Source organism: Paenibacillus sp. JT22N12, from assembly GCF_056269365.1.
Window position 1 is genome coordinate 1234900 of the sequence record NZ_JBWDNU010000002.1, and the last position, 16122, is coordinate 1251021.

At 54.0% G+C, this 16122-nt stretch carries 15 protein-coding genes; 14 read left to right on the forward strand and 1 reads right to left on the reverse strand.

From position 1 onward, the window contains the following. Positions 1-58: 58 nt before the first annotated feature. Positions 59-1300, reverse strand: a complete 1242-nt coding sequence (locus AC0YOA_RS11030; protein WP_475786571.1) for a nucleotidyltransferase — start codon at positions 1298-1300, stop codon at positions 59-61. A gap of 115 nt (positions 1301-1415) precedes the next feature. On the opposite strand from AC0YOA_RS11030, the gene AC0YOA_RS11035 reads away from it, so the two are divergent. The 14 genes from AC0YOA_RS11035 to ffh all read left to right on the forward strand — a co-directional run bounded on the left by AC0YOA_RS11035 (position 1416) and on the right by ffh (position 16116). Beyond that, a complete protein-coding gene (locus AC0YOA_RS11035; protein WP_475786572.1) occupies positions 1416-1937 on the forward strand; it encodes a YceD family protein in 522 nt (173 codons plus the stop codon). A 56-nt stretch (positions 1938-1993) separates the two neighbouring features. Further along, the gene (gene rpmF, locus AC0YOA_RS11040; protein WP_188992574.1) at positions 1994-2167 is read left to right on the forward strand and encodes a 50S ribosomal protein L32; all 174 of its coding nucleotides are present in this window, start codon (positions 1994-1996) and stop codon (positions 2165-2167) included. A 232-nt stretch (positions 2168-2399) separates the two neighbouring features. After that, complete coding sequence (fapR, locus tag AC0YOA_RS11045) at positions 2400-2999, forward strand: transcription factor FapR (RefSeq protein WP_210041269.1); 600 nt, start codon at positions 2400-2402, stop codon at positions 2997-2999. Next, positions 3000-3989, forward strand: coding sequence for a phosphate acyltransferase PlsX (plsX, locus tag AC0YOA_RS11050; protein ID WP_475786573.1), 990 nt, complete (start codon positions 3000-3002; stop codon positions 3987-3989). It begins immediately after the preceding gene. 9 nt (positions 3990-3998) lie between these two features. Next, positions 3999-4985: a beta-ketoacyl-ACP synthase III gene (locus tag AC0YOA_RS11055; protein ID WP_475786574.1), complete on the forward strand. Its 987-nt coding sequence runs from the start codon at positions 3999-4001 to the stop codon at positions 4983-4985. 41 nt (positions 4986-5026) lie between these two features. After that, on the forward strand, positions 5027-5953 hold the full coding sequence (gene fabD, locus AC0YOA_RS11060; RefSeq protein ID WP_475786575.1) for an ACP S-malonyltransferase: 927 nt from the start codon (positions 5027-5029) through the stop codon (positions 5951-5953). A 306-nt stretch (positions 5954-6259) separates the two neighbouring features. After that, the gene (gene fabG / locus AC0YOA_RS11065) at positions 6260-7009 is read left to right on the forward strand and encodes a 3-oxoacyl-[acyl-carrier-protein] reductase (RefSeq protein WP_475786576.1); all 750 of its coding nucleotides are present in this window, start codon (positions 6260-6262) and stop codon (positions 7007-7009) included. Between the two features lie 100 nt (positions 7010-7109). After that, positions 7110-7343, forward strand: a complete 234-nt coding sequence (gene acpP, locus AC0YOA_RS11070; RefSeq protein ID WP_188992569.1) for an acyl carrier protein — start codon at positions 7110-7112, stop codon at positions 7341-7343. A gap of 156 nt (positions 7344-7499) precedes the next feature. Next, entirely contained in the window at positions 7500-8738 is a 1239-nt protein-coding gene (gene fabF, locus AC0YOA_RS11075; protein WP_475767777.1) for a beta-ketoacyl-ACP synthase II, read from the forward strand. Next, entirely contained in the window at positions 8728-9420 is a 693-nt protein-coding gene (gene rnc / locus AC0YOA_RS11080; RefSeq protein ID WP_210041258.1) for a ribonuclease III, read from the forward strand. The genes fabF and rnc overlap by 11 nt, the downstream gene beginning before the upstream one ends. A 221-nt stretch (positions 9421-9641) precedes the next feature. Next, positions 9642-13217: a chromosome segregation protein SMC gene (gene smc, locus AC0YOA_RS11085; protein ID WP_475786577.1), complete on the forward strand. Its 3576-nt coding sequence runs from the start codon at positions 9642-9644 to the stop codon at positions 13215-13217. Positions 13218-13244: 27 nt separating this feature from the next. Continuing rightward, complete coding sequence (ftsY, locus tag AC0YOA_RS11090) at positions 13245-14240, forward strand: signal recognition particle-docking protein FtsY (protein ID WP_210041254.1); 996 nt, start codon at positions 13245-13247, stop codon at positions 14238-14240. 166 nt (positions 14241-14406) lie between these two features. Beyond that, the gene (gene ylxM, locus AC0YOA_RS11095; protein ID WP_379112716.1) at positions 14407-14718 is read left to right on the forward strand and encodes a YlxM family DNA-binding protein; all 312 of its coding nucleotides are present in this window, start codon (positions 14407-14409) and stop codon (positions 14716-14718) included. Positions 14719-14742: 24 nt separating this feature from the next. Continuing rightward, positions 14743-16116 carry a signal recognition particle protein gene (ffh, locus tag AC0YOA_RS11100; protein WP_475786656.1) on the forward strand — a complete coding sequence of 458 codons (1374 nt, stop codon included), beginning with the start codon at positions 14743-14745 and terminating at the stop codon, positions 16114-16116. The last annotated feature ends 6 nt before the right edge of the window (positions 16117-16122 follow it).

Here is a 16122-nt window from a genome sequence, read left to right on the forward strand (position 1 = left end):
AGTAGCTGGACATAAACAGCCACTACATTGTACGCTGGACTTGTCCATATTAGACCTGTTAAATCGTAATCGGCTTCTCATAGTAATCGCGAAAACAATCGCGTGCCGCGGCATTGCCCCTGGCCAGCGTGTAGGCGGCGGTGGCCTGCACATCGAGATCGAGGTAAGGGAAGAGCTCCGGAGGCCTTGCGGCACTGTGCAGAACCGGAAGCTTGGCCGTCGTTTTCATTCTTCGAAGCAGCTCGCGGCCTTTGCCGGTAAAACCAAGCACCCGCAGGTATTGGAGGCCGTTTCTCAGCCGCTCCGGCGTCATGTCCCGCTTGCGGTGTCCGAGCAGAACGGCAAGCAGCATACGCTGCAGCTTCGTCCGCGTATAACGGCGCGTCTTGAGAGCTTCAAGCAGGGCATCGACCTCCAGGGAAGCAAGCGCGGCTGCGGAATGCTTGAGCCTATGCTGAAGCCCTTCACTCATTTCATGGTACTCGGCAAGCGATGCCGCCGATTCGGTCATAATTTTGTGAAACAGCGGCTTCGTAAAAGAAGACCAGCTGATGGGGCCGCGGCCTGCTGCATAATCCCGTTGCAGCAGATCCATTGTGGACCCGGGCACATAGGGAGCCGCCTCATCGGGCGTCCCCTGCTGCGAAACCAGCTGGCGGATCGCCGTGGCGCTGGCGATCCGCCGGTCCGTTATATCCGCCTGCGAGTACCCGGCTTTCTCGCGGCGGAGCGTATATGGCTCGATGCGGCTGTCCAGCCGCTCAAGCGCCAGCAGGTAATGCAGCCCAAGCGTATTGTTGGGCTGCTCCAGGGGGAAGGCGGCAGCCTCCTGGTCGCCCGTCTGCGCCATGTAGAGGCGCACCGCTTCGCTGTAAGCCGCAGGGTAGCTGGCGCCGCCGCCAAGCGTATCCGCCATCAGCCGGGCGAATGGCTCCGGCTCATGCGCGAGCGTGCGGGCAATGCGGCGCAGCGGCCCGATATCTCCGGCCTCGCTGCCGAAGCAGAGGGCGTCTACGACGCCGGTCGCGCCGAGCAGCGCGACGGCGCCGTAGGCGAACCATTCCGCCGCCTGGGTGGAATAGGCGACAGGCAGTTCAATGACCAGATCGCAGCCCCCGCGGAGCGCCATCTCGGTCCGCGTCCATTTATCCAGCAGCGCAGGTTCGCCGCGCTGCAGGAAATTTCCGCTCATTACGGCAATAACCGCGTCCGCGTTCGTTATTTTGACAGATTGTTGTAAATGATAGTAATGTCCGTTATGGAACGGATTATATTCAACGATTAGACCGACTGTACGCATCGCAATGACCCTCCGGAATAGTGCTGGTATTTTTTTCACTATATCATGGAGTGAAATTGTTGACAAAACGATTCAAGAATCGATATAATAAACTTTGTTTGTTTGGGGTGATCTTATGAAGATTCAGCTTCGTGAATTTTTGTCCAAAGGGGCAACGATTCCGATTCGCGAGAGTTTAAACGCAGATTGGCTTCAGCAGGTTCGCAGCGACGTTATCAGCGCAGGTCCGCTTGAGGTTGATATGAAGGCCAGCGTGACAGACGGTATTGCTCATGTGGAGGGCAAGCTGTCCGTTGAAGTCGAATTCGCATGCTCCCGCTGTCTGGAACCGACGAAGGAACAGATTACGGCTTCCTTCGACGAACGTTTCAAGCCTGCCAATGCCAAGATTGAGAATCCTGAGAATCTTGAGAATGCGGAAGAAATTATTGCGGTAGAAGAGGACAAGGTGGATCTTGAGCCTTTCGTCGAAGAAACGATGCTTCTCTCCCTGCCTTTCATCCCGCTGTGCGAAGAGGACTGCAAGGGACTCTGCCACACATGCGGCGCCAACTTAAATGTGGAAAATTGCGGATGCTCGAAGGATGTTATTGATCCCCGTTTGGCCGCGTTGCAAGATTTGTTCAAGGAAAAGTAGGGGCGGCTGCTCACGGGCAGGCGTCTGACGCGAATTCTGTTAAGGAGGTGGGAAATATGGCAGTACCACAACGAAGAACATCGAAAACCCGTCGTGACAAACGCCGCACGCATTTCAAACTGGCTGTGCCGGGCATGGTGAAATGTGAGCAATGCGGAGAGTTGAAATTGGCTCACCGGGTGTGCAAAGTTTGCGGATATTACAAAACGAGAGAAATCATCAAACAATAGTACGATTGACCAGTAGTACTTCATCCCGCGGTGAGGTGCTATTTTTTTTGTCTCCTTCATCCGGCATGGGATCAATTGATGAATTTAACCGTGTTGTCATTGCTTCCCATCGGATTCTTATATATACTTGTTAGGACCAGGTTATAATAGCTGGATTCAAATGGATACCTGCTAACAAGGACGAAAAAATATAAAAAGTCCGCAAAAGGCCATGCAAAATCATAGATAAAGGGTGGTGCGGATTATCGAGCGTCTTCCGAAAAGACAACGGCACCAGCAGCTCTCCCGGCTTATTGAGGAGAACCCGTTCATTACGGACCGTGAGCTTACACGTCAATTGAAAGTAAGCATTCAGACCGTAAGGCTTGACCGAATGGAGCTGGGCATTCCCGAGCTGCGGGAGCGCATTAAGCTGATGGCCGAACGCTCCTATGATTCGGTCCGCTCCCTGCCGCTGCATGAAGTCATAGGGGATATTGTTGATCTGCAGCTTGATAAGAGCGGTATCTCCATATTTGAAATACGGGCTGAACATGTTTTTTCCCGAACCGGCATCGCCCGCGGACATCATATTTTCGCGCAGGCCAATTCGCTGGCTGTCGCTGTTATTAACGATGAGATCGCACTGACGGCTACAGCGGACATCCGTTTTTTGCGTTCAGTGAAACTGGGAGAGAAGTGTATTTCAAAGGCCTATGTACGGTCCATATCGGGCAGGCAAAGCAAAGCGAAAGTAGAAGTGTTTTCTTATGTGGGAGATGAAATGGTGTTTCAGGGCCACTTCGTCATTTACCGGTCCGCGGGAGAGACGGCCATCGAGGGAGGAAATTAAGTGCGGATCGCAATTGATGCGATGGGAGGAGACCATGCGCCTGAGCTCATCGTCAAAGGAGCACTGGAGGCAGCGTTAGAATGGCCCGATACGAAGCTGCTGCTCGTCGGCGACACAGTCCGGATTAAAGAGCATATTACTGGGGCATTGCCGTCCAACGTGACAATCGTTCATGCAGAGGATGTTATCGGTCCCGATGAAGAACCGGTGAAAGCCGTGCGCCGGAAGAAGGAAGCTTCCATGGTTGTAGCGGGCAGACTGGTTCGTGAAGGCGAGGCAGAGGCGATGCTCTCAGCCGGCAATACCGGTGCGTTGATGACCACAGGACTGCTCGTTGTGGGAAGAATTGAGGGCATTGAACGGCCGGCGCTGGTCTATATGCTGCCGACCGTGAACGATGTTGGCGTGCTTGCGCTTGATCTGGGCGCGAATATGGATGCCAAGCCGGAGCATCTGCTGCAGTATGCCATTATGGGCAGCATTTACCGGACCAAGGTACAGGGCCTGAAGAACCCGCGCGTTGGCCTGCTGAATGTGGGAACGGAAGCCATGAAAGGCAATGAATTGTCCAAGGCTGCCTACAGCTTGCTGGAAGCGGCACCGATAAATTTTATCGGGAATGTGGAATCGCGGGATGTGCTGGCGCATAATTGCGATGTGCTTGTCTGCGACGGCTTCGCCGGCAACATTATGCTCAAGACCATGGAAGGAACGGCTGGGATGTTGTTCAGCACCCTGAGGGATACATTGACCAGCTCTTTCATTAATAAAATCGCGGCATCGATTCTTCGCTCCAGCATGCAGAAGCTGCGCAAAAAAATGGACTACAAGGAGCATGGCGGCGCACCGCTGCTGGGCGTAAACGGACTTGTTATCAAATGTCACGGATCATCAGATATCAAAGCGGTGAAGAATGGTATCCGCCAGGCCAAAATAGCGATAGAGAGCCAGCTGATTCCTTCAATCGCGGCTGAAATCGGCAGGAAGTGAGAGTGAATCATGCTGCAATCATCAGTTGGCATTATTGGAACGGGCAAATATGTGCCTGAACGTATTTTAACGAATCATGAACTGGAGCAAATGGTCGATACCAACGACGAGTGGATCGTCTCCCGGACCGGAATCCGCGAACGCCGGATAGCCGCTCCGGAGCAGGCGACATCGGATCTGGCATTCCATGCTTCGACAGCTGCCCTTAAGGCAGCAGGCATAACAGCTGAAGAGCTGGATCTTATTATTGTGGCGACGATTACGCCGGATATGTTTTTTCCTTCAACCGCCTGCTTGCTGCAGGAGAAGCTGGGAGCGAAGCGGGCGGCCGCGTTTGATTTGTCGGCAGCCTGCTCCGGCTTTATCTATGGATTGGCAACGGCAACCAGTATGATTTCAACCGGCTTGTACCGTCATGTGCTGGTAGTCGGCGCAGAATGTCTGTCCCGGATTACGGATTACACGGACCGAAACACCTGCATCCTGTTTGGAGACGGGGCGGGAGCGGTTGTAGTCGGGGCCGTGCCAGAAGGACGGGGCTTCAAATCCTTCGAGCTTGGTGCGGATGGAGGCGGCGGCGATCTGCTTAAAATTTCCGGCGGCGGTTCGCGCAACCCTTCTACGGCGCAAACCATAGCCGACAAACAGCATTTTATTTATATGGCGGGCAGCGAGGTATTCAAATTTGCTGTCCGGATTATGGGTAATGCCGCAGAGGAAGCGCTTCGCAAAGCCGGGATGGACAAAGGGGATATTGATCTCTTAATCCCCCACCAGGCCAATATCCGTATTATTCAATCCGCATTGAACCGGCTGAGTCTTCCGGAAGAGAAAAGCATGATTAATCTTCACAACTACGGCAATGTCTCGGCGGCATCGATACCGATTGCGCTTGCCGAAGCGGTAGAGCAGGACCGCGTCCATGATGGAGATCGTCTTGTAATGGTCGGCTTTGGCGGCGGGCTTACATGGGGAGCATCCGTATTGGTCTGGTAATGGCGAAAGGTTTGATGATTTGAATAAGGAGGTGCATCGTCATGGGTAAAACAGCATTTGTATTTCCCGGTCAGGGTGCGCAGGCGGTAGGAATGGGCAAGGACGCCTTCGATACGATTGACGCTTCAAGAGCCGTCTTCGAGCGGGCGGACGAGGCGCTTGGCTTCAAGCTGAGCGAATTGATCTTCAACGGTCCGGACGAAGCGCTAAAACAAACAGTGAATACGCAGCCTGCACTGCTGACGGTAAGCATTGCGCTTCTGGAAGCCTTTCGCAAGCAGGGAATCACAGCGGATTATGCCGCAGGCCACAGTCTGGGCGAGTACAGCGCCCTTGTTGCCTCAGGCGTGCTGTCGTTCGAGGACGCAGTTCGCACAGTCAGAGCGCGCGGCGAATTCATGGAGCAGGTCGTGCCTAGTGGACAAGGGGCTATGGCAGCGGTGCTTGGCGCAGAGCGCGATGATCTGGCGACGCTGTGTGCAGCAGTTTCTGCAGAGACAGGCGCAGTGGAACTGGCCAACATAAATTGTCCGGGACAAATCGTTATATCCGGCACATCGGCAGGTGTACAAGCCATCGTTGAGCGCGGCAAGGAAGCGGGCGCCAAGCGGGTCATTCCGCTGGAAGTGAGCGGACCGTTCCATTCCTCCTTAATGAAGCCGGCTGCCGAGAAACTGGCTGAAGTATTAGCCAACATTCAATTAGGCGATGCGGCTGTGCCGGTTATAGCCAATGTTACAGCAGGCCCGGCAGTGGAGGCAGCGGAGATCCGCCGTTTGCTGGCCGAGCAGGTTTACTCACCGGTTCTTTGGGAAGACAGCATCCGATATTTGATCGGTCAGGGCGTGGATACCTTCATAGAAATCGGATCCGGCACCGTTCTGGCAGGCTTGATCAAAAAAATCGATAAATCCCTGAAAATCATTTCCATCAACTCGGCATCATCCATCGAGGCCGCGGTGATTTAATTCTTCATTTGAGGTCCTAGGCAGACTCATAGTTAAGAAGAAACTCAACAAAGCGACCCTATGGCATACACGTTAGTTAATCCCCGTGCGAAGCACCTTAAGGAGCACTGGCAGTAAAGTGTGTCCCGCAGGGACGAAAACGGGTACAGGGCACGGATGGACAAGGGAGCGCCGCAGCAACAACGCGGGCAACCATCCGGGAGTCCAGAGGGCCGGGGCCCTTTGGGGTCCCCCTCCGGGGGATTTAGGGGGCGCTCAGAGGGGCCAGCCAGTCCCCATCGTCCAAACAGAAAGGAGCCAAACCATTTGTTTGCAAACCTAACAGGCAAAATCGCCCTCGTCACAGGCGCATCCCGCGGCATCGGCCGGGCCATCGCAATTGCTCTTGCGGAAGGCGGCGCGGACGTAGCGATCAATTACGCGGGAAGTGAAACGGCAGCAGCCGAAACCGCACAGGCCGTAGAGGCCCTGGGCCGCCGCGCCATCACAATCCAGGCGAACGTCGGCAAGTCAAACGAGTTCGAAGCGATGGTCAAGCAGGTTGTCGAAACGTTTGGCACCATCGATATTTTGGTCAATAATGCAGGAATCACGCGCGATAATCTCATTATGCGGATGAAGGAAGACGAGTTCGACCAGGTCATCGAGACCAATCTCAAAGGCGTCTTCAACGGGATCAAAGCGGTAACGCGCCCCATGATGAAGCAGCGCTCAGGCCGGATTATTAATATTTCGTCCGTTGTAGGCGTACTTGGCAATCCTGGGCAAGCTAACTACGTAGCAGCCAAGGCAGGGGTAATCGGCCTGACGAAAGCGTCAGCCCGTGAGCTGGCATCACGCTTCATTACGGTAAACTGTGTGGCGCCGGGTTTTATAGAAACCGATATGACCGACAAGCTGCCGGAAGAGATGAGAACCAAACTGCTAGGGGACATACCACTGGCACGCCTTGGAGCACCGGAAGACATTGCGTCAGCAGTCCGGTTCCTGGCGTCCGATTCCGCTTCCTACATGACCGGACAGACGATTCATGTGGACGGCGGCATGTACATGTAAATGAACCGGAGCCTGCTGTTTCAGGCTATTTCCGGCCGATGACAGACGTATGGCAATTTGTCCAAGATTCTCGTATAATACCATGGAGGAGGTGAACCGGATGTCCGATGTATTTGATCGTGTGAAACGCATCGTTGTCGACCGCCTTGGCGTTGACGAATCGGAAGTATCGCTTGAAGCGTCGTTTAAAGACGACCTTGGCGCTGACTCTTTAGATGTCGTCGAACTAGTCATGGAACTGGAAGATGAATTCGATATGGAGATCTCTGATGAAGATGCAGAGAAAATTACCAGTGTGGGAGAAGTAGTGAAGTACATATCTTCTCATACCTAAACGTAAAATTACGGGTCCCGTTCACAGCGGGACTTCTCTCCTTTTCGACTTTCACATGGATTTATCTAAATTGAGTAAGCGCAGGTAAGCGTTTTTAATAGATTATTATAAATATGGTACGGTAACCATTATCGTTGTCCATCTGAGGTGAGTTGAATGAAACAGAGAGTGGTCGTTACGGGCATGGGGGTCATGACCTCGCTCGGTTCTGATTTGGAACAGTTTTGGGAGAACCTGATACAAGGCAAGTCCGGCGTTTCGCATATTGAGGCGTTTGATGTATCTGAATATACAACGCAGATCGCAGCTGAGATCAAGGATTTCCAGCCCGATGAATTATTGGGCAAAAAGGAAGCGCGCCGCATGGACCGTTTTGTGCAATTTGCGGTTGTTGCCAGCCAGCTTGCCGTCAAAGACGCCGGTCTTACGCTTGGAGAGAATATGGATCCCGAGAGAATCGGCGTTGCGATCGGATCAGGCATCGGCGGACTTGGGACATGGGAAGACCAGCACAATATTTTGCTGGAGAAAGGCCCCAAGCGGGTCAGCCCATTTTTTATTCCGATGATGATCGCCAATATGGGATCAGGCCAGGTTTCCATTACAACCGGAGCAAAAGGCCCCAACAGCACGGCCGTGACCGCTTGTGCAACCGGGACACACTCCATCGGCGACTCGTTCAAAATCATTCAGCGGGGCGATGCCGACGCGATGATTTGCGGCGGGGCGGAAGCGACGATTCGTCCTATCGGAATGGCAGGGTTCTGCTCCATGCGCGCCATGTCAACGCGCAATGACGAACCGACAAAAGCAAGCCGGCCGTTTGATCTCAATCGCGACGGATTTATTATGGGCGAGGGATCAGGTGTGCTGATTCTTGAATCATTGGAGCATGCACAGAAGCGCGGAGCCCGGATTTATGCGGAAATTATTGGCTATGGTATGAGCGGCGACGCTCATCATATGACGGACCCCGATCCTGACGGCGCTGCCCGATGCATGGTGAAAGCGCTCAAAGATGCGGCTATTGACCCGTCGGCTATCGATTATATTAATGCCCACGGCACTTCAACGGGAATTGGCGACCGCTCGGAAACGATTGCGATCAAGAAGGCTTTCGGTGAACATGCCTATAAGTTGGCTGTGAGCTCGACGAAGTCGATGACCGGCCATCTTCTGGGAGCCGCCGGAGGCGTCGAAGCCGTCATTCTCGGCCTGACGCTGCAGAATGGCAGGATTGCGCCCACTATTAACCTGGAAACTCCGGATCCGGAGTGCGATCTCGATTATGTGCCGAACACGTCCCGTGAAGCGGATGTGCAGATCGCATTGTCCAACTCGTTCGGTTTCGGCGGTCACAACGCCACGATCGTGATGAAGAAATATGAAGCTTGAAAAGTTTGAGGAGCTTCAATCGCGGCTGCAGCTTCGATTTCGTACGACCCGTCTGCTGAGACAAGCGTTCACTCACACCTCATATGTGAATGAACACCGTCAAAGCGTGCTTGAACATAATGAGCGGCTTGAATTCTTGGGCGACGCCGTTCTTCAATTGACGGTTTCGGAGTTTCTGTACCGGACTTTTCCGGAGCGTCCTGAGGGTCAATTGACCCGGATGCGTGCTTCGATTGTTTGTGAGCCATCGCTTGCCAGATTCGCCGATATGCTCGGACTTGGCGCCCATGTTATGCTGGGGCGCGGGGAAGAACAGCTTGGCGGCAGGCTCAGGCCTGCCTTGCTGGCTGATTTGTTCGAGTCGTTCGTCGGCGCGATTTATCTCGACCAGGGGCTGGAGGCTGTCCGGACGTTTCTTGTCCGGCACATCTTTCCCCATATCGACAGCGATGGGGGCATGCTTGTCAAGGATTATAAATCGACGCTGCAGGAGCGGGCTCAGCATAGCGGCATGGGTTTGATCGAGTATCGGATTACGGAAGAGCGCGGACCTGCCCATGACAGAGAGTTTGTCGTTGAGGTCTACATTGCTGATGTTCTGTATGGAACGGGAATCGGACGAACAAAGAAGGAAGCGGAGCAGCAGGCTGCTGCGGAAGCATGGCGCAAGCTGCCGGGTTGAACTCCTTTACTTGAATAGCTGTGGAAAAGATCCTGGTCGCTGACTTAAGCGTACCGGGATTTTTGTTCAAGTAGGAAAGTTTGAATATCCATCATACTTTGCTTTCGTTAGTGAAGAAACTTGGCTTGGCCGCCAGAGGACGGCGGGCAGCCGTTTCTTCTTGGACAGAGCGGGCCTGGATGTTTTTATGATACAATAGTCGATGAGGTGAAGGCTAAGCTATGTTCCTGAAAAGGATTGAATTAGCAGGATTTAAATCATTTGCCGATAAGACGGAGCTTGAATTCGTTCAAGGCATTACGGCTGTTGTCGGGCCCAATGGCAGCGGAAAAAGCAATATAAGCGACAGCATCCGCTGGGTGCTTGGTGAGCAAAGCGCCAAAAGTCTGCGCGGCGGCAAGATGGAAGATATCATTTTTGCCGGCAGCGATGCCCGCAAAGCGGTAAATTTCAGCGAGGTGTCGCTGACACTGGATAACGCGGACAACGCGCTTCCCCTGGAGTTCAATGAAGTTACCGTTACGCGCAGGGTTCACCGCAGCGGCGACAGTGAATATATGATTAACAAGCAGCCCTGCAGACTCAAGGATATTACGGAATTATTCATGGATACGGGCATCGGCAAAGAAGCCTATTCCATTATCGGTCAAGGCCGTATTGAAGAAATTCTCAGTACACGCTCAGAGGATCGCCGGGGAATCTTCGAGGAAGCCTCGGGTATCGTGAAATATAAGTCACGCAAACGTGAAGCGCAGAGGAAGCTCGATGATACCGAGCAGAATTTGCTGCGCATTCATGATCTGGTCTCGGAGCTCGAGGACCAGGTTGAACCGCTTCGGGTTCAATCAGAGAAAGCGATATCCTTCAAGCAGTTTAAGGAACAGCTCAAGACATCGGAAATTTCCATGTATGTACATAATATTCAAGCCGTACACACCTCCTGGAGCGAGGCAAGCGTACGGATGGCCAAGCTTCAGGAAGAACAGCTGGCTTTGTCAACAGTGGTCAGCAAGCATGATGCCTTGCTGGAGAAGGACCGGCAGAAGCTGCGCGAGCTGGAGGCAGCGCTTGACCAACTGCATGGGGCCATGCTGCAGTACAGCGAGGATTACGAGAAATGCGAAGGCTACGGCGAGGTGCTCAAAGAGAGAAAACGCAATCTGGAGCAAAACCGTTCTCAGCTGGAAGCTTCAATCACCGCGCAGAACGAGCGGATTTCGCAGCTGGCCAGGGAAGAAGCGGAGTTTCGAGGCAAGGCTGCGTCGCTTGAGAATGATCTTCAGACTCTGCGCGCCAAGCTGGCAAGCGAGGAGGCCAGGCTGCTGGGAACAGCAGCGTCGGCTTCAGGAGATGCGGAAGAATCGTTGAAAAGCGAGCTGCTTGATGTGCTCAGCTCCATGGCCCAGCTGCGCAACGAAATCCGCTATGCGGTTCAGCAGGAGGAAGCGCTGCAGCGGCGTATGGAGCGGCTCGGCGAGGAGCATGCCAAATGGCGCGAGCAGAACGGGAAACTCACCGTCCGCAAGGCGGAGCTGGAGCAAAAGCTGGAAGCGACGCTGACGGAAATAATCACACTCCGCAACCGCTATATTCATGAAGGCGAGCAGCTGCAATCCGGTCAGAAATTGCTGGAGGAAGCCCAGGCTTCAGCGCGAAAATGGGAACAAAAGCTCGAAGCGCTCCGCTCGCGTCGGGATACAATGAAGGAAATGCAGGACGATCTGGACGGCTTTATGCAAGGTGTCCGTGAGGTGCTGAAGGCTTCCCGCCGTACCTCGGGCGGGCTGGAAGGCGTGCATGGAGCAGTAGCGGAGCTTGTGCGTGTGCCGGAAAAGGTGGAGCTGGCCGTAGAAACCGCCCTCGGCGGCGCACTGCAGCATGTCGTGATGGAGGATGAGAAAAGCGCGCGGACAGCGATTGCTTTCCTGAAGCAGCGTCAGCTGGGGAGGGCGACATTTCTGCCACTTGATGTCATTCGCGGACGTAATATTCCCGACCATGACAAACGGATGATTGAGAGCATTGAAGGGTTTGTCGGAGTGGCCGCAGAGCTTGTCTCCTGCGAACCGAGATATTCTTCGATTATCAATAATTTGCTTGGCAATGTGCTTCTTGCCGAAACGCTGGAGCATGCCAACCGGATCGCGGCAAAATGCCAGTACCGCTTCCGGGTCGTTACGCTGGAAGGCGATGTGGTGAATGCGGGCGGATCCATGACGGGCGGAAGCTTGCAGAAGAAAGGCGCGAATCTGCTTGGCCGCCAGCGTCAAATTGAGCAGCTGAGCGAGGAGCTCAAAGCGACGGACGACCAATTAGCCAAGCTGCGCGACAAAATAAGCGATCTGCGCAAGGAGCAGTCGATACGGAATCAGAACGTGGATGACCTGCGCGCCCAGGGCGAGCAGCGTCGTATTGAAGAGCAGCATGTCCGCGCCGAACTCCAGCAGCTGGATAATGAGAACCGGCATTTGGTCGAACAGCGTCAGCTGTTCGATGCCGATAATGTCGGTCAGCAGGCTGAACGCGAGAATATCGCCAAATCGGAGGCGGCTGCCAGGGAACGTCTGGCTGAACTGACGCTTGAGGAAGCGAAGCTGCAGGAAGCTATCCGGATCGCCGAGACCCGCCGCAAAGAAGGGGAGACGGCCAAGGAGCAGCTGCAGGATCAATTGACGGATCTCAAGATCGCTGTCGCCAAGACGGATCAGGAAAAAAACTCCTTCGAGGACCAGGCAGCCAGGGTGCGCTCCGATATTGGACGCGCCAAGCAGGAGCTTGCGGGACTACGCGATATGCTGACACGTCAGGAAGAGGACGCCGTCCAGCATGGCGAGGAGAGCGTCAGGCAGCTCGAGCAGCTCAACCATCTGAAGCTGCAGAAGGATTCGTGTTCGGAGCAGACGGACATCAAGCGCTCGCAGCGGGCTGAGCTTATACGGGAGCTTGAGGAGGGGGAAAGCGAAACGAAGGAGCAGCGCTCGCAGCTGCGCTCGGTCGACGATCAGCTGAGGCAGACGGAGATCGCAGCCAACCGGCTGGACGTAGAGCTGGATAATCTGCTCCGCAAGCTGAGCGAGGAATATGAGCTTAGCTATGAATTGGCCAAAGAGCGTTATCCGGTACCCGAGGATGTCCAGGAGACGCAGAATCAGGTCCGTGAGCTGAAGCGCCGGATATCTGCCCTTGGCGAGGTCAATCTCGGGGCGATTGAAGAATATGAGAGAGTGAAGGAGCGCTTTACCTTCCTGAACGATCAGAAGAATGATCTTATTGAAGCGAAGACGACGCTGTACCACGTCATCCGTGAGATGGATGAAGAGATGAGCAAACGTTTCAGGACCACTTTCGAAGCGATTCGCGGGCATTTTGTCATAGTTTTTGCCAAGCTGTTTGGCGGCGGGCGGGCGGATCTGATCATGGTTGAACCTGAACGGGTGCTTGACAGCGGAATCGATATTGTGGCGCAGCCTCCAGGCAAGAAGCTGCAGAATTTGCAGCTTCTCTCCGGGGGGGAGCGGGCGCTGACGGCTATCGCCCTGTTGTTTGCCATTCTGCAGGTTAAGCCTGTGCCGTTCTGCGTGCTTGACGAGGTAGAGGCCGCATTGGACGAAGCCAATGTATCCCGATTTGCGCAATACCTGCGCGAATTCTCGGAGCTTACACAGTTTATTGTGGTTACTCACCGCAAAGGCACGATGGAAGAAGCCGATGTCCTGTACGGGGTAACGATGGAGGAAGGCGGCGTGTCCAAGCTTGTCTCGGTGCGTCTGGAGGACGAGGAAGCCGTTTCTGCCTGATGAGATGAAGGAGATGGAGGAAAATCGATGAGTTTTTTTAAACGCCTGAAGGAAAGTATCTCAAGCAAAACCGAGGCGGTCACCAATGCATTCAAGGAAGGGCTGACCAAGACAAGAACAGCTTTCGTCGAGAAGGTCGAGGAGCTGATCACCCGCCGCAAGAAGATCGATGAGGAGTTCTACGAAGAGCTTGAGGAGATTCTGATCGGCGCCGATGTTGGCGTGAATACCGTGATGCAGCTGATCGAGGAACTTCGGATTGAAGTGAAGAAGCGCAAAATTGAAAATGCTGCCGATCTGCAGCCGATTCTCTCGGAGAAGCTGGTCGATCTGCTCAAAAGCGAAGAGAAGACCGGTCTGCAGATGGCGCCTTCCGGAATGACTGTCATTTTGTTTGTCGGTGTCAATGGGGTGGGCAAAACAACCACAATCGGCAAGCTTGCCCATAAGTTTAAATCCGAAGGAAAAAAAGTGCTGCTGGCGGCGGGGGACACGTTCCGCGCGGGGGCGATCGAGCAGCTGGAAGTGTGGGGTCAACGGGTTGGCGTGGATGTAATCAAGCAGCAGTCGGGTGCGGATCCCGCCGCGGTCATGTTCGACGCCGTTCAGGCAGCCAAACAGCGTAATGTCGATGTGCTGTTATGCGATACGGCTGGAAGGCTGCAGAACAAATCCAATCTGATGGATGAGCTCAATAAAATATACCGCGTAATCCAGCGTGAAGTACCCAGCGCTCCGCATGAGGTGCTGCTCGTGCTTGATGCGACGACCGGGCAAAATGCGCTCAGTCAGGCCAAGCTTTTCGGCGAAAAAAGCGGAGTTACGGGGCTTGTGCTGACGAAGCTGGATGGAACGGCGAAGGGCGGCATCGTCATTGCCATCCGCAATGAATTGAATTTGCCGGTCAAGCTCGTTGGGCTGGGGGAAAAAATGAGCGATCTGCAGGAATTCGATTCCGAGCAGTTTGTACACGCGCTGTTTGCCGGTCTGATCCAGAAGTCGGAAGAGAACGAAACGGCCTAGTAAACCCGTTTACATGGTGACAAGGGATTGCACTTGACAGCCGCTGGTCTGCTGGGCTATGATAGACGACGACAGATAGGGTGTAAAGGTTTTTCCCTTGACGGAAGAGGTGGCTGAGTTGACCGCAATTGAACCTGACGCCCTGAACAAAACAAATCGAATCAATATGCTGTTTGACTTCTACGGGCTGCTGCTCACCGAGAAGCAGCGGACGTTTCTTAAATACTACTTTCACGATGATTATTCGCTTGGAGAAATTGCCGAGGAGTTTGAAATCAGCCGCCAGGCTATATATGAGCATATTAAGCGGGCAGAGTCCGTTCTGGAGAGCTGCGAGAGCAAGCTGCATCTTCTGCAGAAGCATGAAGCCGGCAAGGAATGGCTGAGCAGGCTGGAAGCTTGCGCAGACGGTCTGAGCGGGATGGATGATCTGGCAGATGAGCTGAGGCGGATTGCTCAAGGCATCCGGGATATGTAAGCAGAACTTTTAGAGGTGATGAAAATGGCGTTTGAAGGGTTATCCAACCGGCTGCAGAATGTGTTCGGCAAGCTGCGGGGCAAGGGCAAGGTGTCGGAGGAAGACGTAAACGAAGCAATGCGTGAAGTGCGTCTGGCGCTGCTGGAAGCCGACGTTAACTTCAAAGTCGTGAAAGATTTTATCGCCAAGGTCAAGGAACGGGCAATCGGTCTGGAGATGGCAAAAAGCTTCACTCCCGGCATGGTTGTTGTCGACATCGTCAACAAAGAGTTGACGGAACTGATGGGCGGAACCCAAAGCAAGCTTGCCAAAGCCAACAAGCCGCCGACCGTTATTCTTATGGCGGGTCTGCAAGGGGCCGGTAAGACAACCTCCTCTGCGAAGCTTGCCAAGATGCTCCAGAAGAGCAACCATAAGCCGCTCCTTGTGGCGGCAGATATTTACCGTCCAGCTGCGATCAAGCAGCTTCAGGTGCTTGGCGAGCAAATCGGAGTGCCGGTGTTTACGCTCGGTGATCAGACCTCTCCGGTCGAAATTGCCCGTTCCGGACTTCAGCATGCCAAGGATAACGGACTGGATTATGTCATTCTGGACACGGCCGGACGGCTTCACATTGATGAAGCCCTGATGGATGAGCTTCGTCAGGTGCATGAAGTGACGCAGCCCGATGAAGTGCTGCTTGTCGTGGATGCGATGACGGGGCAGGAAGCGGTCAATGTGGCACAGAGCTTCCACAGCCAGCTTGAATTGACCGGCGTTGTACTGACCAAGCTTGATGGCGATACGCGCGGCGGTGCCGCTTTGTCGGTCAAGGCCGTAACGGGCTGTCCCATCAAATTCGTGGCTACCGGCGAGAAGATCGAGCCGCTTGAGCCGTTCCATCCGGAGCGGATGGCTTCCCGTATCCTGGGCATGGGCGATATGCTGTCCCTGATCGAGAAAGCGCAGTCCAGCATCGACGCGGATAAAGCCGCCGAGATGGAGCGGAAGATGCGTACGGCCGAATTTACATTCGATGACTTCCTGGAACAGATGGAACAGGTCCGCAAGCTCGGTCCGCTGGACCAGCTGATGGACATGATGCCCGGCATGGGCAAAATGAAAGAAATGAAAAATCTCAAGGTGGATGAAAAGCAAATCAACCGGGTAGAAGCGATCGTCAGATCGATGAACAAGGATGAGAAGCGCAAACCGGAGATTCTCAATCATAGCCGGCGCAAGCGCATAGCGGCAGGCAGCGGCACGACAGTGGCCGATGTGAACCGGCTGATCAAGCAGTTTGACGATATGCGCAAAATGATGAAGCAGTTCTCCTCGATGATGGGGCCTAAGGGACCAAAAGGCGGAATGAAGGGTCTTAAAGGGATGCTTCCCAAAGGCATGAAGTTTCCTTTCTGAGTGATA

What these genes read in the sequence shown, in the direction of transcription:
- smc (WP_475786577.1), top strand. Translation starts at nt 9,642, where the DNA reads ATGTTCCTGAAAAGGATTGAATTAGCAGGATTTAAATCATTTGCCGAT.
- fabD (WP_475786575.1), top strand. Translation starts at nt 5,027, where the DNA reads ATGGGTAAAACAGCATTTGTATTTCCCGGTCAGGGTGCGCAGGCGGTA.
- ffh (WP_475786656.1), top strand. Translation starts at nt 14,743, where the DNA reads ATGGCGTTTGAAGGGTTATCCAACCGGCTGCAGAATGTGTTCGGCAAG.
- fabF (WP_475767777.1), top strand. Translation starts at nt 7,500, where the DNA reads ATGAAACAGAGAGTGGTCGTTACGGGCATGGGGGTCATGACCTCGCTC.
- ylxM (WP_379112716.1), top strand. Translation starts at nt 14,407, where the DNA reads ATGCTGTTTGACTTCTACGGGCTGCTGCTCACCGAGAAGCAGCGGACG.
- AC0YOA_RS11030 (WP_475786571.1), bottom strand. Translation starts at nt 1,300, where the DNA reads ATGCGTACAGTCGGTCTAATCGTTGAATATAATCCGTTCCATAACGGA.
- AC0YOA_RS11035 (WP_475786572.1), top strand. Translation starts at nt 1,416, where the DNA reads ATGAAGATTCAGCTTCGTGAATTTTTGTCCAAAGGGGCAACGATTCCG.
- rpmF (WP_188992574.1), top strand. Translation starts at nt 1,994, where the DNA reads ATGGCAGTACCACAACGAAGAACATCGAAAACCCGTCGTGACAAACGC.
- AC0YOA_RS11055 (WP_475786574.1), top strand. Translation starts at nt 3,999, where the DNA reads ATGCTGCAATCATCAGTTGGCATTATTGGAACGGGCAAATATGTGCCT.
- acpP (WP_188992569.1), top strand. Translation starts at nt 7,110, where the DNA reads ATGTCCGATGTATTTGATCGTGTGAAACGCATCGTTGTCGACCGCCTT.
- ftsY (WP_210041254.1), top strand. Translation starts at nt 13,245, where the DNA reads ATGAGTTTTTTTAAACGCCTGAAGGAAAGTATCTCAAGCAAAACCGAG.
- rnc (WP_210041258.1), top strand. Translation starts at nt 8,728, where the DNA reads ATGAAGCTTGAAAAGTTTGAGGAGCTTCAATCGCGGCTGCAGCTTCGA.